Below are 17,322 nucleotides of genomic sequence, written 5' to 3'. Positions count from 1 at the left end.
TTATAGACGCGACTTTCCAGTTTCCGCGCCATTCGCGCGAACAACTACCGCGCGCCTGGCATCGCTCGCAAACGGGCCGCCACGCGCTCGACTACCGGCTCCCACGCCCCCGGCTGCGGCTGCCGGAACAGTTGGACAGCGTCGTACCAAGGCTGCGCTTCCTCATTACCCCAACACCAGTGCGACACGTGATCGAGCATCGCCAGCACGGGACGCCCCAACGCGCCGCCCAGATGCAAAGGCGCGCTATCGATGGTCACGACCGCATCGAGCGCGCTCACGTGAGCGGCCACGTCGTCGAAACCGGCCTCGTAGTGCGCAGTCAGATCGCGAACGCGATACCCCTGCGCGCTCAAAGCCGCCACATCGGCGTGACGACCCGGCGTCAACGGATGGAACACCACATTGGGCAGCGCAAGCACCGGAGCCAGTGCCGCAAGCGGAATCGACCGCTTCGCGTCGCGACGATGCGTCGGGCTGCCCGACCAAACGAGGCCGACATGCAATCGCGCTGCCTGTCCGTCACCTGCGCTGACCCGTTCGCTCCATGCGGTGACGCGGCTTGCATCGGCATACAGATACGCCGCGCCGCGCACGTGGTCAGGCAGCAAGCCAAGGATCGACGGCACGCTCATGATCGGCAGGCCAAAGTGCGGCTTGCCGAGCGGTCCATCTTCGATGGACACGCAATCCGCGTAAAAACGCGCAAGCAGCGGCTGTAACGCCCGGCGCACCGCGAGTACCAACCGGCCGCCCTCGTCGCGTACGCGCGCCGCCAGCTCGGGCACAAAGCGCACCATCTGGATATCGTCGCCGTTGCCCTGTTCGCTGTGCACGAGCAAGGTCTTGCCGGCGAGCGGTTCACCCTGCCAGCGCGGACACAACCGCTCCATCACTGTTACGACGTTGTTCGGCTCGCGGTCGTCGCGCGTCAGGCGCGCCGCGAAGTGCGGCCATGCGTTCGACCAGTCGCCGCGCCGCAATTTCAGATCGGCGAGATCGACGGCCGCCTGCGGCGCGGCCGGGTCGAGGGTGAGGGCTGCATGCAGCGCCGCTTCGCTATCGGAAAAACGCGCCTGCTCGGCGAGATACATACCGATTGCGCCCAGCACGTGGGCATTGCCAGGTGCGGCGGCATCGACAGCACGCATGGTCACCTCTGCCGCGGCGGCGTCGTTGCACTGCCATTGTGCGTGGCTCAGTTGCCAGGCGATTTCGGCATCGGCGGGATCGCGCGTCAGCACCTCGCGGCAAACACGCTCGACCGTGGGCCAATCACGAATCTCCCGGAAAGCCAATACGAGCTGCAACGGCAACGCGGGGTGGATTGCCGGATCGAGCGCATAGGCCCGCAACAGCGCTGCGCGGCGCTCGGCTCGCGCGCTCGCATCCGGCAACGCCGCAAGCGCAATCGACAACCACCAGGGCGTTCGGGCGTCTTGCGGCGCGTGCGGCTCATACGCGCGCAACATGTGCGCGGCGGCCGAATGCGCGCCACAGCGATCGATCAGCCAGACGATCCATTCGACCGTCGCAGCGAGCGGTTGCGCGGTGACCGCCAATTCACTGTTGCGCTGCGCAGCCTCGGCGCGGCCGAGTGCGTCGGCGAAAAGTGCCACGCGGGCATGACGCGCGCCGTTGCCTCCAGCCTGCGCTTGCGAAGCACTGTGGTACGCCGCTTCAAAACGCTCTGCGCTCGCGCACAGGTCTGCATGTAATTGCGGCGTGACACCCTCTGCAACGAGTTCGAGGGCTCGTCGCTCGGCAGCGTCGAAACCTTGCTCGCGCAAGATTGACCACAGGAGCCGCACGGGATCGGCAGGGGTTAGCAATGCGGAATCGGACATGGGAATACAGAGAGCTATCGCAACGCGTCAATGCGCAATCGCAGAAATAAGATCGGATGCGCAAACGGCTTGGATATTGCAAATAATCCTTTTAAGCATCCGAATTTCGAACGCGAGAGCATAAGACAAAACTGCGTTTCCACATCTCATAAACCAATCTCAATTTAAGGTCGTTGAATAGTTTTAATTAGTTAACCATAATTATTTTTCAGGCGATTTTTTCGGGCTTGAAAATCGTCTGGATCAACAACAAACTACAAAGGATCTTAGGCTTGAATACTACGAACTCGAAAGAAACCTCTGACCGCATCGCACATCTGGCCGCCGTCGTATTGCGGCGTCCGGGTGCCTGGTATCAGGAAAAGGAACTTGCCGGTTCTGCGCTCGCGCAGCACCACACGTCGAAACAGACCAGCACGGCGATCGGCAGTCTCGCGGCGAAAGTCCTGGCTGATCCTCATTCCTGCATCGAGGCAAAGGAACTGGCCGGCTCCGTGCTATCGCAAGTGCGTCATTTGCATGGGCAAGCGCCCGCGCACTAAAACCTTACCGCGCCCCATCCAGGTACCTGCGCGAGACCTTCGCCAGGCAGCCGCGACAATAAAGCACGGAGCAAAAAAATGCGCTGCCGAAGCAGCGCATTTTTCAATCACAAGCGTCAAGGCGACACCGGTTCGAGTTCAGTTCAAACTCGCAAACTCAACTCGCACGCGCAAGCAACAACGCGTTGGTACGCTTCACGAAGCTCGCAGGATCTTCCAGCGCGCCGCCTTCAGCGAGCAGCGCCTGATCGAACAGCAGATGGCACCAGTCGTCAAAATTCGCGCTATCCGCGTGCAAGCCCTTCACCAGCGCATGCTCCGGATTCACTTCGAGAATCGGATGGAACGACGGCGCTTCCTGACCCGCCGCCTTCAGCATACGTTGCAAATAGCCGCTCATTTCGCCATCGTCAGCCACGAGGCAAGACGGCGAATCGGTCAGGCGGAACGTCAGGCGCACGTCCTTGGCCTTGTCCTTCAGCGCTTCCTTCATCTTCTCGACGAGCGGCTTGAACTCCTCGCCGACCTTCTCCTGCGCCTGCTTTTCTTCGTCATTCAGCGCGCCCAGATCGAGATCGCCACGCGCGACGCTTTGCAGCGGCTTGCCGTCGAATTCGTTCAGGAACGACAGCATCCATTCATCGACGCGATCGGTCAGCAGCAGCACTTCCACGCCCTTCTTGCGGAACACTTCGAGATGCGGGCTGTGGGTCGCGGCCTGCCAGGTGTCGGCGGTCACGTAGTAGATCTTGGTCTGCTCGGGCTTCATCCGCGCGACGTAGTCGGCGAGCGACACGGTCTGCTCCGGCGATTCCGTATGCGTCGACGCAAAACGCACCAGCTTCGCAATACGCTCGCGATTGGCGAAATCTTCGCCGATGCCTTCCTTCAGCACCTGACCGAATTCCTTCCAGAAACCGGCGTACTTTTCGCGGTCGGCATCGTTTTCCGAGTTCGCCAGTTCTTCGAGCATCGACAGCGAACGCTTGGTCACGCCTTCGCGGATCGCCTTCACGTCGCGGCTTTCCTGCAGGATTTCGCGCGACACGTTCAACGGCAGATCAGCCGAATCGACCACGCCTTTCACGAAACGCAGATAGCCCGGTAGCAGTTGCTCGGCGTCGTCCATGATGAACACGCGCTTCACGTACAGCTTCAGCCCGGCGCGATGATCGCGGTTGAACATGTCGAACGGCGCATGCGTCGGCACATACAGCAGTTGCGTATACTCGCTGCGGCCCTCGACGCGGTTATGCGTCCACGTCAGCGGATCCTGATGATCGTGCGAGAGGTGCTGGTAGAACTGCTTGTACTGTTCTTCGGTGATGTCGTTCTTCGAACGGGTCCACAGCGCGCTCGCCTGGTTGACGGTCTCGTCCTCGTCCTTCGTGACCATCTCGCTCTTTTCAGCGTCCCACTCTTCCTTCGCCATCAGGATGGGCAGCGCGACGTGGTCCGAGTACTTCTGGATGATCGACTTCAGACGATGCGACGACAGCAGTTCGTCTTCATCGGCACGCAGGTGCAGCGTGATGGTCGTGCCGCGCGCGGCACGTTCGATACTCTCCACCGCGAAATCGCCCTCGCCTGCGCTTTCCCAGCGCACGCCTTCCGAGGCCGGCAAGCCGGCGCGGCGCGTTTCGACCGTGATCTTGTCCGCGACGATGAAGCCCGAGTAAAAGCCCACGCCAAACTGGCCGATCAGCGCCGCATCTTTCTGCTGGTCGCCGGAGAGCTTGCCGAAGAATTCCTTGGTACCCGAGCGCGCGATCGTACCGAGGTTGGCGATCGCTTCGTCGCGGCTCATGCCGATGCCGTTGTCGTCGAGCGTGATGGTGCGCGCCGCCTTGTCGTAGGACACGCGAATCCGCAAGTTCGGATCGTTTTCGTACAGCGCGCTGTTTTCGATCGCTTCGAAGCGCAGCTTGTCGGCCGCGTCGGACGCGTTCGAAATCAGCTCACGCAGAAAAATTTCCTTGTTGCTGTACAGCGAATGGATCATCAGGTGCAGAAGTTGTTTAACTTCTGCCTGAAAGCTCATGGTTTCTTGTGCCATGGTCGGACTTCCTCTCTGTTACGAATGGGGTTCTAGTCAGGCGTGGCGCACGGCCGGCCGCGGACCACATTGGCCGCGGAGGCCGTGTCGCCGGATCGTCCGGCTAAATTGGGGCAAGCCGGCGCAGTTTCAAGAGGCGCGCCGCGCGACGCCGTCCAGATAGCGGCACAGGAACGTCGACAGCTCGGGGTCCCCGCAGTTGGCGATATTGAAACGCATCCACGTGGTCGGCGACTGCTGCGGTGAAAACAGACTCCCCGGCGTCAGCAGAAAGCCTTCTTCGTGCCCGGCGGCGGCGAGCGCGCTCGCATCGACGCCGGTATCGGCCCACAGGAACATGCCCGCCGCGGGCGTCAGGAACAGCTTCAGGCCGGTCTTTTCGAGCATCCGCACGGATTTTTCGCGCACGCCGTCGAGCCGCGCGCGCAACCGCTCGACGTGCCGGCGGTAATGGCCCTCGGTGAGAATCTTGTAGAGCACGCGCTCGTTCAGTTCGGGGCTCGTCATGCCGACCAGCATTTTCTGATCGCTGACGGCCCTTGCCACCTCCGGCGCGCAGGCGACAAAACCGACGCGCAGATTGGGCGCGAGCGTCTTCGAAAAACTGCCCAGGTAGATCACGCGCTTTAACTGGTCGAGGCTTGCGAGCCGCGTGCCAGGATGGCTCGGCGGGCACAGATCGCCGTAGATATCGTCCTCGACGAGGATGAAGTCGTACGCTTCGGCAAGCCGCAGAATGCGGAACGCCTGCGCGGCCGTGAGTGACGTGCCGGTGGGATTCTGCAGCACCGAATTGATCACCAGCATTTTCGGCCGCCACGTCTCTACCAACGACTCGAGCGCGTCGAGGTCCGGCCCATCCGGCGTGTACGGCATGCCGACCAGCCGCGCGCCTTGCGACGCGAAGCGCCCGAACATCTGAAACCAGGCCGGATCGCCGACGATCACCGCATCGCCCGGCTTCACGTAAATCCGCGAAATCAGGTCGATTGCCTGGGTAATGCCGGAGGTCATCACGATCTGATCCGGCGAAACGCCGATTTCCAGCTCCTCCAGCCGCGTCTGCAACTGCTGGCGCAGCGGCAAAAAACCCTGCGGCGTGCCAATGCCGAGCATCTGTGCACCGCTTTGCCGGCCGAGCGTGCGCAGCGCGTTAGTGATCAGATCGCCGTCGAGCCAACGTGCAGGCAGGTAGCCCAGGCCTGGGCTGCGCTCGGGGCGCGCACCCGTATGCAACATATTGCGCAGCAGCCAGACGACGTCGATCGTGGCCGGCGCGGGCGCTGCGGCGGCAATGGTGCGGATCTCGGCCGTCGGCGCACCGCCCAATCGTTCGCGCACATAGAAACCGGAACCGCGCCGCGACTCCAGGTAGCCCTGCGCCACCAGCCGCTCATACGCCTCGACCACGGTGAAGCGCGACACGCCCTTGTCCAGCGCCAGCTTGCGGATCGACGGCATGCGCATGCCGGGACGGAATACGCGCTCCTCGATGCGGCGGCGCGCCCACTGAACGAGCTGCTCGACCAACGTCAGCGACGCCGTATCGTGCGGAGTGGGAATCTGGGCAAGCGGGACGGACATAACGGGCTCCAACTGTACCGAACGGTATCGAGTCGATTGTACCGTTACTGTGCCGGTCGCCGACGCTACATTTAAAGCTACATTTAAGATAAGCAACGGATGATGAAGCGGCTCGGGTTACACCATGCCGCTCACGCGCGACTTCGGGCAAGACCAGCCCAAACGCCATCCGTCTGGCCCGCCGACCCGGCAAACGGTTATGCTTACGACCCCGGCCACGCTGCTGCCGCACCCGGCGCGCGTTCCGGCTTACCGCAGAAACCGCTTTCCTGATCCGCCATGACTGCCCATTCGCTCCGTCTCGATCACCTCGTGATTTCCGCCCGTACCCTCGACGAGGGCACGCAGTACGTCGCCGACACGCTCGGCGTCGCACCGGCCGGCGGCGGCGCGCATCCGCTGATGCGCACGCACAATCGCCTGCTGAACCTGTGGGGCGGCGTGTATCTGGAAGTGATCGCGGTCGACCCGCAGGCCGCCGAACCCGCGGAGGGTGCCGCGCCGCGTGCCCGCCTGTTCGCCCTCGACGACCCGGCGACGCACGCGCGGCTCGAAAAAGGGCCCTACCTGTCGCACTGGGTCGCCCGAGTCGACCGCCCAAGGCGGCTCACGGCGTGGCAGACACAATATCCGCAGCGCATTGCACCGATCGTGCCGATGACGCGGGGCGATTTCAGCTGGGGTCTTTCGGTGCCTGACGACGGCACCTTCCCCGCGTGGCAAGGCGCCGGCGACGGCGTGCTGCCGTCGCTGATCCAGTGGGACACGCCGCGGCATCCGTCGGCGGCCCTGCCGGAAACGGACATTGCACTGAAAGCTTTGAAAGCAGTCCATCCGCAGGCCGACGCAATTGCCGCGCAATTGCACTGGCTGGGCGCGGCGCACCTAATCGCACTCGAGCCCACGGAAGGCGCAGCCGCGCTCGTCGCCGAGTTTGAAACACCCGAGGGTCTACGGACCCTTAAATAAGCAGCGCGCGCAGGTCGACGACTCGCGCGATAATCGAAGTTTTGACCGGTTCCAGAGATACCAGCAGAGGAGACCATGGACCAAAGCGACTTGAAAGCCCCCACGTGGCAACTGTCCGAACGCGCACGCAAGCTCACGAGCTCGGCGATCCGCGAGATCCTGAAGGTCACGGAACGGCCCGAAGTCATTTCGTTCGCGGGCGGCCTGCCCTCGCCGGCGACCTTCCCGGCCGAACGTATGCGCGAAGCATCCGACCGCATTCTGCGCGACGCGCCCGCCGCGGCTTTGCAATACAGCGCGACTGAAGGCTACCTGCCGCTGCGCGAATGGGTCGCGCAACGCTACTCGGTGAACGGCGCGCAGATTCGCCCTTCGCAGGTACTGATCACGACTGGCTCGCAGCAAGCGCTCGACCTGCTCGGCAAAGTGCTGGTGTGTCCGGACAGCCCGGTACTGGTTGAAACGCCGACTTACCTCGGCGCGCTGCAATCGTTCTCGATGTACGAACCGCGCTACGTGCAGGTGCCGACGGACGAGCAAGGCCTGATCCCCGAGGCGCTCACGCCTGAGCTGACGGCCGGCGCGCGCCTCTTGTACGCACAACCGAACTTTCAGAATCCGACGGGGCGACGCCTGCCGCTCGAACGCCGCCGTGCGCTGGCGGCGTTTGCGAAGACCGCACCGTTCCCGGTCATCGAAGACGATCCCTACGGCGCGCTCGACTACGCAGGTGTTCCGCTGCCCACCATGCTGTCCATGGCGCCGGATCATATTGTCCATCTCGGCTCGTTCTCGAAAGTGCTGGCGCCGGGCCTGCGGGTCGGCTACATCATTGCGCCTGAAGAGTTGATCTTCAAGCTCGTGCAAGCCAAGCAAGCCACCGATCTGCACACGCCGAGCTTCACGCAACGCATCGTGTACGAAGTGATCAAAGACGGCTTCCTCGACACGCACGTACCGACCATTCGCGAGCTGTACCGCGATCAATGCGCGGCGATGCTGGCCTCGCTCGAACGCTACATGCCGGAAGGCGTTACCTGGAATCGTCCGGAAGGCGGCATGTTCGTGTGGGTGAATCTGCCCGCGCAGATCGACAGCATGAAGCTGCTCGAAGAAGCCGTCGCACAGAACGTCGCATTCGTGCCAGGTGGTCCGTTCTTCGCGAGCGAAGCCCAGCACAACACGCTGCGCCTGTCGTTCGTCACGGTGCCGCCGGCCAGGATCGACGAAGGCGTGTCGCGTCTCGCGGCACTGATCCGCGCGAAGATCTAAGCGACCCCGGCCACCCCGCCGGGTTACCGAATTTCACTACTGACCAAGGACACACCATGGCTCAAACAAATGTGTACGACAAGCTCAAGGAACTGGGTATCGAACTGCCGATCGCAGGCGCGCCGGCAGCCGCCTATGTGATGAGCGCGCAAAGCGGAAACACGGTATACCTGTCGGGCCACATCGCGAAGAAAGACGGCAAGGTGTGGACCGGCAAGCTCGGCGCCACCCTCACCACCGAAGAAGGCAAGGCCGCCGCGCGCTCGATCGCGATCGATCTGCTCGCGACGCTGCACGCGCACGTGGGCGATCTGAACCGCGTCACGCGCATCGTCAAGCTGATGAGCCTCGTCAACTCGACGCTCGAGTTCACCGAACAGCATCTCGTGACCAACGGCGCGTCCGAACTGGTCGCTGACGTGTTCGGCGAGCGCGGCAAGCATGCGCGCTCGGCGTTTGGCGTGGCGCAGATTCCACTCGGCGCATGCGTCGAGATCGAGATGATCGCCGAAGTCGAATAACGAACTCAAACAGAACGGGCTGCCGGTTTGTCCGGCTAGTCGTCCTGAACGGTCTGAACGCGTCGCGAGGTGTCTGTCACCTGCGGCGCGTTTTGCATTTGTGGCGAGGTAGATCGTTCCGTTGTCACCAGGTAGAATCCCTGAACCCTACCAACCTGCTGGATTCGCCGGACCGCGCCCGATGCCCGCCAACACCGTTCGTTTCAAACAGGTCGACGTGTTCACGTCGGTGCCGTTCAAAGGCAATCCGCTTGCAGTCGTGTTCGATGCCGATGCACTTGATGCGGATCAGATGCAGGCGATCGCGCACTGGACCAATCTGTCCGAAACAACCTTCCTGCTGAAGCCGACCGACCCGGCTGCCGACTATCGCGTACGCATCTTTACGACGCACGGCGAATTGCCGTTTGCCGGTCACCCAACGCTCGGCACCGCCCATGCACTGCTCGAAAGCGGCTATCAGCCGAAGCAGGCCGGTCAACTGGTGCAGCAGTGCGGCGTGGGCCTCGTCGAATTGAAGGCGCTGAAGGCGCCGACTGAATCGACCGGCGAAGCCCCAGACACATGGGCATTCGCCGCACCGCCCGCGCGCGTCACAGCGCTTCCCCAAGATCGATACTCGGCACTTACTACCGCTTTACGTAGCGATGCAATCGATTTCAACGCGACACCCTGCGCGGTCGACAATGGGGCGCCATGGCTCGTGGTGCGCGTCAATTCAGCACGCGACTGCCTCGCGCTCGACCCCGATGCCGCTGCGCTCGCCGACATCGTGCATGCGATGGATACCCATGGTCTCGCCGTCTACGGTCCGCACGACAGTGACGGCCCCGCCACCTTTGAAGTGCGCTGCCTGATGGCAGGCGGTCGCTTCGGCGTCGGCGAGGATCCGGTCACGGGTAGCGCGAACGCCGCGCTCGCGGGCCTCCTGAGCGCCCAGCAGTTGCGTCCTGGCTCACACTACACGGTCCGCCAGGGCACCGTGCTGGGTCGTGCCGGCAACGTTTCGGTGCACTACGACGACGCCGCCGGCAAGACATGGATCGGTGGGCCGTCGGTAACGGTCGTCGACGGCACGTTCCGGTTGCCATGAACGGCGCAGCACACGATTGCAGGCAGGCAACCGCCGGGCTGCCGCTGGACGCCGGCCGTGTCTCGCCGCTTCCGGCCACGCTTGAGCACAAAACGTCGCACGGTCTGCACGATTAATGCGCCATGCATGACCCGAGGCCTGGCACACCTGAATTCCGGATCCCGATGAAATATTCGAAGACCACTGCCGGGCCGCGGCCCCACGGCTGGCCGCGCCGGCTGCGAATTCAGCCGGCTGGAACGATTTGCTGCGCCCGCGTATACCCGATGCGCGGACCCTTCCTTAATCCAGTGGCATTCAGTAATATCGAAATGTACCCGGTGACCTGCGGACGATCACGCACGACGCCACGCTCCCTTTTCCTGCGCAGTAGTTCTGGCACCTTGGGCACCATGCAGCCACCCATGAAATTAGCGCAGTCAATGCTCGCGCAGTTGCAAATGGCCGGCGCCAGGGAACGGGCCAGCCAATGAGCCAGCTCCGCTTCTCCGACCCGCGCGAAGCCAAACCCCGCCGCGATCCCGCTCTGCCGCGCCGCCGTGCTTTGCTCGCCATTCCCGCGCTCGGCGTGCTGGTCCTGATCCTGCTTTGGACTGTCATCTTCGCGCGCCTGTCGGTTGAGAAAGAAGCCACTAATCGTGAAGCCATGGCCTCTGCCGCGATTCTCTCCGCGGCGCTGGAGCAACACACGGTCAAGGCGATTCACCAGGTCGACCAGATCACCCGCTTCGTCAAATACGAGTTCGAGAAAACGCCGAATCATTTCGATCTCGCCAGCACGGTTGAAAAAGGCGTGGTGCAAAGCGAAACGCTGGTGCAGGTGTCGCTGATCGACGAGCACGGCACGCTGATCGCCAACACGGCCGAGCTCAATCCCAAACACATCGACCTGTCGGACCGCGAACACTTCAAGGTCCACGAACACGAAAACGACGACCAGTTGTATATCAGCAAGCCCGTGCTCGGCCGCATATCCGGCCACTGGACCTTGCAGATGACGCGGCGTCTGAATCATCCCGACGGCTCGTTCGCGGGCGTCGTGGTGGTCTCCGAAGACCCGAGCTATTTCACCAGCGACTTCTATAACAACGCGGCCATCGGCCGTGAAGGCGTGATCGCGGTGATCTCGGACAACGGCACGGTGTTGGCGCGCCGCACGGGCAGCGCCAACAGCGCCAACAGCGCCAACGGCTCATTCTCGGCGAGCGGCTCGTATCCGACGTCGGAGCATGTGTCGGGCACCTACGTCGATTCGATCGACAATGTCACGCGCATCGTTTCGTACCGGCATATCGACGGCTATCCGCTCGGCGTGCTGGTGGGCCTGTCGCAAGCCGAAGAATTCGCCGACTACAACCACACGCGCAACGTCTATCTGTTGATGGCGGGCTTCATCTCGCTTGCGATGCTGAGCTTCTTCGCGGTGGCCACCGGTTTGATCGGCAAGCTGCTCGGGCGCGAGCGGGAGATGACGCATCTGGTCGAGTACGATCTGCTGACCGGCTTGCGCAATCGCTACGCGACGCTGCAAACATTGCGGCACGACGTGGCGCAGCCTGCCAATCTCGGGCACCTCGCGATTCTCTTCATCGACCTCGACAACTTCAAGACCGTCAACGACACGCTAGGCCACAACGCCGGCGACATCGTGCTGCAAATGACGGCCTCGCGCCTCGCCGCCGCGGTTGGCGACGGCGGCACGTTGAGCCGCATCGGCGGCGACGAGTTCGTCGTAGTGATCAAGGGCGACGACGTCGAGAAGCGCGCTGTCACACTCGCCGAAGCGGCGGCCGACGCGTTCTCCAAGCCTTTCGAGGTGCGTGGCAGTTCGTTCGTGTTGCATGCGAGCATCGGCATCGCGCTCTACTCGGTCGCCAACGAGAGCGAGATCGATCTGCTGAAAAAAGCCGACCTCGCCATGTACAGCGCGAAGGACGCGGGCAAGAACTGCTACCAGTTCTATTCGCCGCAGTTGTCGCACCGCGCAGACCATTTGATGAAATGGGAGCAGCAGTTGCGCGTCGCGCTCGCCGAGGGCCAACTGTTTCTCACCTATCAGCCGAAGATCGATCTGACGCGCCGTTGCATCACCGGCTTTGAAGCGCTGGTGCGCTGGAATCATCCGCAACACGGTCTGATTCCGGCCAACGAATTCATTCCTGTCGCCGAATCCACCGGACTGATCGTGCCGATCGGCGACTTCGTGATCGAGACCGCCTGCCGCCAACTGGCGTTGTGGCAGCAACAGGGCTACGACACGCTGTCGCTCGCGGTGAACATCTCCGCAGTGCAGTTCTGGCGCGGCGATCTGTACGAAACCATTTCGCACGCGATCGAGGAAAGCGGCATCTCCGCGCGCCGTCTTGAACTCGAAATCACCGAGACGGCGATGATGGAATATCCCGAACTCGTCTCGGAGAAGATCTTCGCGTTGAAGCGCCTCGGCGTGCGGATCGCGCTCGACGATTTCGGCACGGGCTATTCGTCGCTCTCCTACCTGAACCGCTTCTCGGTCGACACGCTGAAGGTGGACCGTTCGTTCATCCAGGCGATTCCCGGCGACCGCAGCGTGTGCGTGATGGTCACCGCGATCGTCAATCTGGCGCGCTCGCTCGGACTCACGGTGGTGGTCGAAGGCACCGAGACTGAAGAGCAGATTGCATGGCTCGCCGCGCTCGGCCATATCGAGGCGCAGGGTTTCCTGTTCTCGCGTCCGGTGCCGGTCGACGCAATTCCGGCACTGCTCGAACGCTTCGGCGTATGCGGCATGAAGGGTCACCGCGCCGCGCGTGAACCCGACAGCACCCGCAGCGTGTCAAGCACCAGCACGAGCGCCAACAGCTGAGCGTGGCCTGGCGGTGGCGCGTGTGCCACGCACATGCGCGCCGCACGCGGCCGATAAGCGTATAAGCGGCGCCCCCGCGCATATCCCACCGCCGCATTACAAAACCAGCTACATTCACGCTGTACTGCATCACCGCGCGATGCCGGCTACCGGCCGCGCCAACACACACACAATGATGATCTCAGAGGGTGGGCCGCCCGCGTGCGGGGGCCCGCGTCGCCATGCAGACGATCACGAGCCAGGATGCCGCCAGGCGAGGAAAACGGGAACCGCTATGGACGCTGTTCAGGGTCGTGTTCGGCCTGTCGGCGCTGTCGTGGGGCGGCCTCGCGCTGATGGCGCAACTTGAAAACCACTACGTAGAACGCGAGGGACGGCTCTCGCGCGTGGCCTTTTCCGATCTGATCGCGCTGGCCTGGATGGTGCCCGGGCCGGTGGGCTGCAATGTCGCCGTACAACTGGGGCATGCGCTGCGCGGACGCGCTGGCGCCTGGGTGGCGGGCGTCGCGAGCGTGCTGCCCTTTTTCACGCTGATGACGTTGTTCGCGATCTTCTATCGCACGCCGCTCGTGCGCGCCGCGGCTTCCCAAACATTGCTCAATCACTTCAGCGTGGTGCTGGCGACACTGATCGCGATCACCTGGTACAAACAGACGCGCGCGCTGGTGCGCGGCAAGGTCGAATGGATCGCTGCGGGGCTCGGTTGCGTAGCGCTCTTCTATGCGCACAGTCCCGCGGCCTACGTGGTGATGCTCGGCACGGCCTTCGGCACCGGGTGGCTGGTCAGTCCGGAGCGCAATTCGCGCATCGTCGTGACGATCGGCCGGGGCGACTGGCACATGCTGGCGGCACTATGCGTGTTGCTGGTGTTGTTCGCCCTGCCGTTGCCGCATCGCTATGAACTTGCGCTGCTATGGCCGCGACTGGCCGGCGCGGGCATGACGTTGTTCGGTGGCGGCTTCTCGGCGTTACCGGTACTCAAGACGCTGTTCGTCACGCCGGCGATCGGTGTGTCGGATAACGACTTCACTTTGGCGTTTTCGCTGTCCCCGTTGTCGCCCGGACCACTGCTGAACGTGGTGCCGTTCTTCGGCTATCTGGTGGATGGCTGGGCAGGCGCGCTGATCGCGACGCTCGCGCTTTTTGTGCCGTCGGGGTGCCTGGTGGTGCTGGCGCAGCGGCATCTGCATCAATTGAAGGCCAATCCGCGCTTCGAGCATGGCATGCGGATCTTGCGCGCGGTCACCACCGCCTTTCTTGCGGTGGCCGTACTGCGCATTGCGGGGCATGTGCCGTTCAAACCGGTGTATCTGGTGACGGCACTGTTCTCCGGCATGTGCTTCGCGAAGCTCAAGGTGCCGGTGTATGTGGTGTACGGGACCGTGGCGGTCGTGTGTGGGCTGTGGCTGGCTTACTGCGCCATGCCGTAGGCGGGTGAGTCGCCCGCGCTGTGAAGCCAGACTCCAGAACGCAAGCAGAAATCCACCGTCAGTAGCGAGGCTTCAGAATCCGCGCGACAGCACCGCCACACCGATCGTCACCACGCCCAGCACGATATTCACCAGCACCAGACGCCGGATCGTGCCGACCGCCTGCGCGCCGTCAGGCCACTTCTGCGCCTGCACTGCACGCCGAATACGCGGGAACACGGCGAAGCGAATGTGCCCGAAGATCAGCATCATCACAATGCCGAGGCCGGCCATGGCATGCAACGGCCATGTGGCGTGACCGCCACCGAATTGCATCAGCAGGAAGCCACCGGTGAGGAGAATCACCAGCACGGCTGCGGCGACCCAATTGAAGAAGCGGCCGAACACCGATTCCCACAAAGGCAAGCGCAGTTGCGGCGAAAGATCGGCAATCGCCGGACGCAGACAGAAATGCGCGAACACCATCCCGCCCACCCACACCGCGACCGCGAGCAGATGCAAAAAGAGCGCGAGTTCGATAGCTTTGTTCATGTTGTTTTCCTCTCCCGACGATGCCACACCGCTTATGACGAGTGATATTAGTAGCGGCTATTGAGCGCATTCGACCGCACACCATGCGTGCAGTTCCATGTACTGGCAACGTCTTAACATTCTTTGTAGTTGTTATTGCAGCGCGTCCGATATCGCGACGGTACTGCACCCCGGATTTTTGCTACGCGTGGCGTGCGCTTCGAAGCACACGCCGCGTTCATGCCTGACTCTACTCTGCTTCCATCTATTTCTATCTACTTCTTCTACTATTACGCAGCGAGCACCGGACGCATACCGTCGAGCTTCATCTTGCTCTCAGGCGCACGCCCCTTGCGCGCCCGTTTGCCAACATGCGGCGTGAGCGTGGCGCCGCTCAGCTTTTCTTCGTCGACACGGCCACCGCGGCGCGTGCCGATCAACACCACGCCCGCTTTGTTGATGGACAGCGCCTGCACCAGTGTTTCGTTGTCGTCGAGCGCCATCAGCGTGACGCCACGTCCGCCGCCCGAGAGCGTCTTCATCTCGTCGAGGCCGAACACCAGCAGGCGTCCACCTGAAGACAAACAAGCGACATGCGTCGCATCCGGCAACATCGGCATGGGCGCGAGCGGCGTGGCACCCGCGTCGATCGTCATGAACGACTTGCCGGCCTTCACGCGGCTCACCATGTCGCCAACCTTGGCGATAAAGCCGAAGCCGTTGCTCGACGCGAGCAGCAACGCCTGATCCGCGGAAGCCGCGTAGTAATGCATCAGATGACTGCCCGACTCGAGCTCGATCAGCGACGTGACCGGCACACCATCACCTCGCCCGCCCGGCAGCAAGGCCACCGCCACCGAATAGACGCGGCCATTGCTGCCCCACGCGACCAGCGTATCCGGCGTGCGGCACTGGAACGCTGCGTAGAGTCCGTCGCCGGCCTTGAACGTGAAGCCGGCTACATCCAGGCCATGGCCCTTCAACGCGCGTACCCAACCCTTCTGCGACACCACCACCGTCACCGGCTCGTCGACCACGCGCGCTTCGAACGTAGCGCGCTTTTCCTGCTGGATCAGCGTGCGGCGCTCGTCGCCGTATTGCTTCGCATCGCCTTCGATTTCCTTGATGAGCAGACGCTTCATCGCGGATTCGCTGCCGAGCAGTTCTTCGAGCTTGGCCTTCTCGTCGCGCAGTTCGGACAGTTCCTTCTCGATCTTGATCTTCTCGAGACGCGCCAACTGACGCAAGCGGATTTCGAGAATGTCTTCGGTCTGTCGATCCGACAAGCCGAACGCGGCCATCAGCGCGGCCTTCGGTTCGTCCGATTCGCGGATGATGCGGATGACTTCGTCGATATTCAAGAAGACGATCATCCGGCCTTCGAGGATATGAATCCGGTCGTCGACCTTGCTCAACCGATGACGCGTGCGGCGCGTAACCGTCGCAAAGCGGAACGCGATCCACTCGTGGATGATTTCGCTCAAGCCCTTCTGACGCGGCCGGCCATCGCCGCCCACCATCACCATATTGAGCGATGCGTTCGATTCGAGACTCGTATGGGCGAGCAGCGAATTGACGAACTCGGTTTGATCGATGCGACTCGACTTCGGCTCGAACACGAGACGCACGGGTGCATCCCTGCCCGACTCGTCGCGCACGGCGTCGAGCAGGGCGAGCATGGTCTGCTTGGTCTGCAGCTGTTCGGGCGTGAGCGTCTTCTTGCCGAGCTTGATCTTCGGGTTGGTCTGCTCTTCGATTTCTTCGAGCACCTTCTGCGCGGCCGTGTTCGGCGGCAATTCGGTGATCACGAGTTGCCACTGGCCGCGCGCGAGCTCTTCGATCTTCCAGCGGGCGCGCACCTTCAGGCTGCCGCGGCCGGTTTCGTAGGCCGCGGAAATCTCGGCGTCGCTCGAAATGATCTGGCCGCCGCCCGGGAAGTCCGGCCCGGCGATGTGTTGCATCAACTCGGCGTGCTCGATCTTCGGATTGCGGATCATCGCGACCGCCGCAGCCGCCACTTCGCGCAGGTTGTGCGACGGGATTTCCGTGGCCAGCCCCACCGCAATGCCGGATGCGCCGTTCAGCAACACGAACGGCAAGCGCCCAGGCAACAGCCTCGGTTCTTCGAACTCGCCGTCATAGTTCTTCATGAAGTCGACCGTGCCCTGGTCGATCTCATCGAGCAACAGCTTCGCGATCGGCGTCAGGCGCGCTTCGGTGTACCGCATCGCCGCTGCGCCGTCGCCGTCGCGCGAACCGAAGTTGCCCTGGCCGTCGATCAGCGGATAACGCATCGAGAAGTCTTGCGCGAGACGCACGAGTGCGTCGTACGCCGACTGGTCGCCGTGCGGGTGATACTTACCCAACACGTCGCCGACCACGCGCGCCGATTTCACGGGCTTGGCGTTGTCGCCAAGGCCCATGTCGTTCATGGCGTATAGGATGCGGCGTTGCACCGGCTTCTGGCCGTCGCACACATCGGGCAGCGCGCGGCCCTTGACCACGCTTACCGCGTAATCGAGGTACTGGCGTTCCGCATAATTGCCGAGCGTCAGGAAGTCGCCTTCCGGGGGCGGCGGCTCGGTGAAAAGGTCGAGAGTGTTATCGTCGTCCATCTAGAATCCGTATCCGTGTTTGGCGTGAAGTGAGTAGT

Annotated in this window: 12 protein-coding genes; 7 read left to right on the top strand and 5 right to left on the bottom strand. The window is 62.8% G+C overall.

Going from position 1 to position 17,322, the window contains the following annotated elements; all coding sequences use genetic code 11:
* Nucleotides 1-44: 44 nt before the first annotated feature.
* The gene (locus tag GNZ12_RS07610) at nt 45-1,847 is read right to left on the bottom strand and encodes a hypothetical protein (RefSeq protein WP_172309764.1); all 1,803 of its coding nucleotides are present in this window, start codon (nt 1,845-1,847) and stop codon (nt 45-47) included.
* A gap of 272 nt (nt 1,848-2,119) precedes the next feature.
* Here GNZ12_RS07610 and GNZ12_RS07605 point away from each other — a divergent pair, with 272 nt between their 5' ends.
* Complete coding sequence (locus GNZ12_RS07605) at nt 2,120-2,389, top strand: FHA domain-containing protein (protein ID WP_172309763.1); 270 nt, start codon at nt 2,120-2,122, stop codon at nt 2,387-2,389.
* A gap of 157 nt (nt 2,390-2,546) precedes the next feature.
* Here the strand turns inward: GNZ12_RS07605 and htpG are convergent, their stop codons facing one another.
* Both htpG and GNZ12_RS07595 read right to left on the bottom strand, forming a co-directional pair.
* Complete coding sequence (gene htpG, locus GNZ12_RS07600) at nt 2,547-4,445, bottom strand: molecular chaperone HtpG (protein WP_172309762.1); 1,899 nt, start codon at nt 4,443-4,445, stop codon at nt 2,547-2,549.
* A 129-nt stretch (nt 4,446-4,574) separates the two neighbouring features.
* Complete coding sequence (locus GNZ12_RS07595) at nt 4,575-6,029, bottom strand: aminotransferase-like domain-containing protein (RefSeq protein WP_172309761.1); 1,455 nt, start codon at nt 6,027-6,029, stop codon at nt 4,575-4,577.
* Nucleotides 6,030-6,308: 279 nt separating this feature from the next.
* On the opposite strand from GNZ12_RS07595, the gene GNZ12_RS07590 reads away from it, so the two are divergent.
* From GNZ12_RS07590 to GNZ12_RS07565, 6 genes are all read left to right on the top strand, one after another.
* A complete protein-coding gene (locus tag GNZ12_RS07590) occupies nt 6,309-6,998 on the top strand; it encodes a VOC family protein (protein WP_172309760.1) in 690 nt (229 codons plus the stop codon).
* 75 nt (nt 6,999-7,073) lie between these two features.
* Nucleotides 7,074-8,270 (top strand): aminotransferase-like domain-containing protein, encoded by a 1,197-nt coding sequence (locus tag GNZ12_RS07585; protein ID WP_172309759.1) that lies wholly within the window; start codon nt 7,074-7,076, stop codon nt 8,268-8,270.
* A gap of 56 nt (nt 8,271-8,326) precedes the next feature.
* The gene (locus GNZ12_RS07580) at nt 8,327-8,791 is read left to right on the top strand and encodes a RidA family protein (RefSeq protein ID WP_172309758.1); all 465 of its coding nucleotides are present in this window, start codon (nt 8,327-8,329) and stop codon (nt 8,789-8,791) included.
* 181 nt (nt 8,792-8,972) lie between these two features.
* Nucleotides 8,973-9,884: a PhzF family phenazine biosynthesis protein gene (locus GNZ12_RS07575; protein ID WP_172309757.1), complete on the top strand. Its 912-nt coding sequence runs from the start codon at nt 8,973-8,975 to the stop codon at nt 9,882-9,884.
* A 469-nt stretch (nt 9,885-10,353) separates the two neighbouring features.
* Complete coding sequence (locus tag GNZ12_RS07570) at nt 10,354-12,729, top strand: bifunctional diguanylate cyclase/phosphodiesterase (protein ID WP_172309756.1); 2,376 nt, start codon at nt 10,354-10,356, stop codon at nt 12,727-12,729.
* 221 nt (nt 12,730-12,950) lie between these two features.
* Complete coding sequence (locus tag GNZ12_RS07565) at nt 12,951-14,159, top strand: chromate transporter (protein ID WP_172309755.1); 1,209 nt, start codon at nt 12,951-12,953, stop codon at nt 14,157-14,159.
* Between the two features lie 72 nt (nt 14,160-14,231).
* On the opposite strand, the gene GNZ12_RS07560 is transcribed toward GNZ12_RS07565, so the two are convergent.
* Together GNZ12_RS07560 and parC are read right to left on the bottom strand one after the other, a co-directional pair.
* The gene (locus GNZ12_RS07560; RefSeq protein WP_169486642.1) at nt 14,232-14,690 is read right to left on the bottom strand and encodes a CopD family protein; all 459 of its coding nucleotides are present in this window, start codon (nt 14,688-14,690) and stop codon (nt 14,232-14,234) included.
* 269 nt (nt 14,691-14,959) lie between these two features.
* Entirely contained in the window at nt 14,960-17,284 is a 2,325-nt protein-coding gene (gene parC / locus GNZ12_RS07555) for a DNA topoisomerase IV subunit A (protein ID WP_172309754.1), read from the bottom strand.
* Nucleotides 17,285-17,322 lie beyond the last annotated feature (38 nt).

This window comes from Paraburkholderia solitsugae, assembly GCF_013177695.1.
GTDB lineage: Bacteria > Pseudomonadota > Gammaproteobacteria > Burkholderiales > Burkholderiaceae > Paraburkholderia > Paraburkholderia solitsugae.
The sequence above is the reverse complement of the archived record's forward strand: the minus strand, read 5'-3'. Positions and strand labels throughout refer to the sequence as shown.

Excerpts from the sequence above, each read along its gene's own strand:
- GNZ12_RS07610 (WP_172309764.1), bottom strand. The coding sequence starts at position 1,847 with ATGTCCGATTCCGCATTGCTAACCCCTGCCGATCCCGTGCGGCTCCTG.
- htpG (WP_172309762.1), bottom strand. The coding sequence starts at position 4,445 with ATGGCACAAGAAACCATGAGCTTTCAGGCAGAAGTTAAACAACTTCTG.
- GNZ12_RS07595 (WP_172309761.1), bottom strand. The coding sequence starts at position 6,029 with ATGTCCGTCCCGCTTGCCCAGATTCCCACTCCGCACGATACGGCGTCG.
- GNZ12_RS07590 (WP_172309760.1), top strand. The coding sequence starts at position 6,309 with ATGACTGCCCATTCGCTCCGTCTCGATCACCTCGTGATTTCCGCCCGT.
- GNZ12_RS07585 (WP_172309759.1), top strand. The coding sequence starts at position 7,074 with ATGGACCAAAGCGACTTGAAAGCCCCCACGTGGCAACTGTCCGAACGC.
- GNZ12_RS07580 (WP_172309758.1), top strand. The coding sequence starts at position 8,327 with ATGGCTCAAACAAATGTGTACGACAAGCTCAAGGAACTGGGTATCGAA.
- GNZ12_RS07575 (WP_172309757.1), top strand. The coding sequence starts at position 8,973 with ATGCCCGCCAACACCGTTCGTTTCAAACAGGTCGACGTGTTCACGTCG.
- GNZ12_RS07570 (WP_172309756.1), top strand. The coding sequence starts at position 10,354 with ATGAGCCAGCTCCGCTTCTCCGACCCGCGCGAAGCCAAACCCCGCCGC.
- GNZ12_RS07565 (WP_172309755.1), top strand. The coding sequence starts at position 12,951 with ATGCAGACGATCACGAGCCAGGATGCCGCCAGGCGAGGAAAACGGGAA.
- GNZ12_RS07560 (WP_169486642.1), bottom strand. The coding sequence starts at position 14,690 with ATGAACAAAGCTATCGAACTCGCGCTCTTTTTGCATCTGCTCGCGGTC.
- parC (WP_172309754.1), bottom strand. The coding sequence starts at position 17,284 with ATGGACGACGATAACACTCTCGACCTTTTCACCGAGCCGCCGCCCCCG.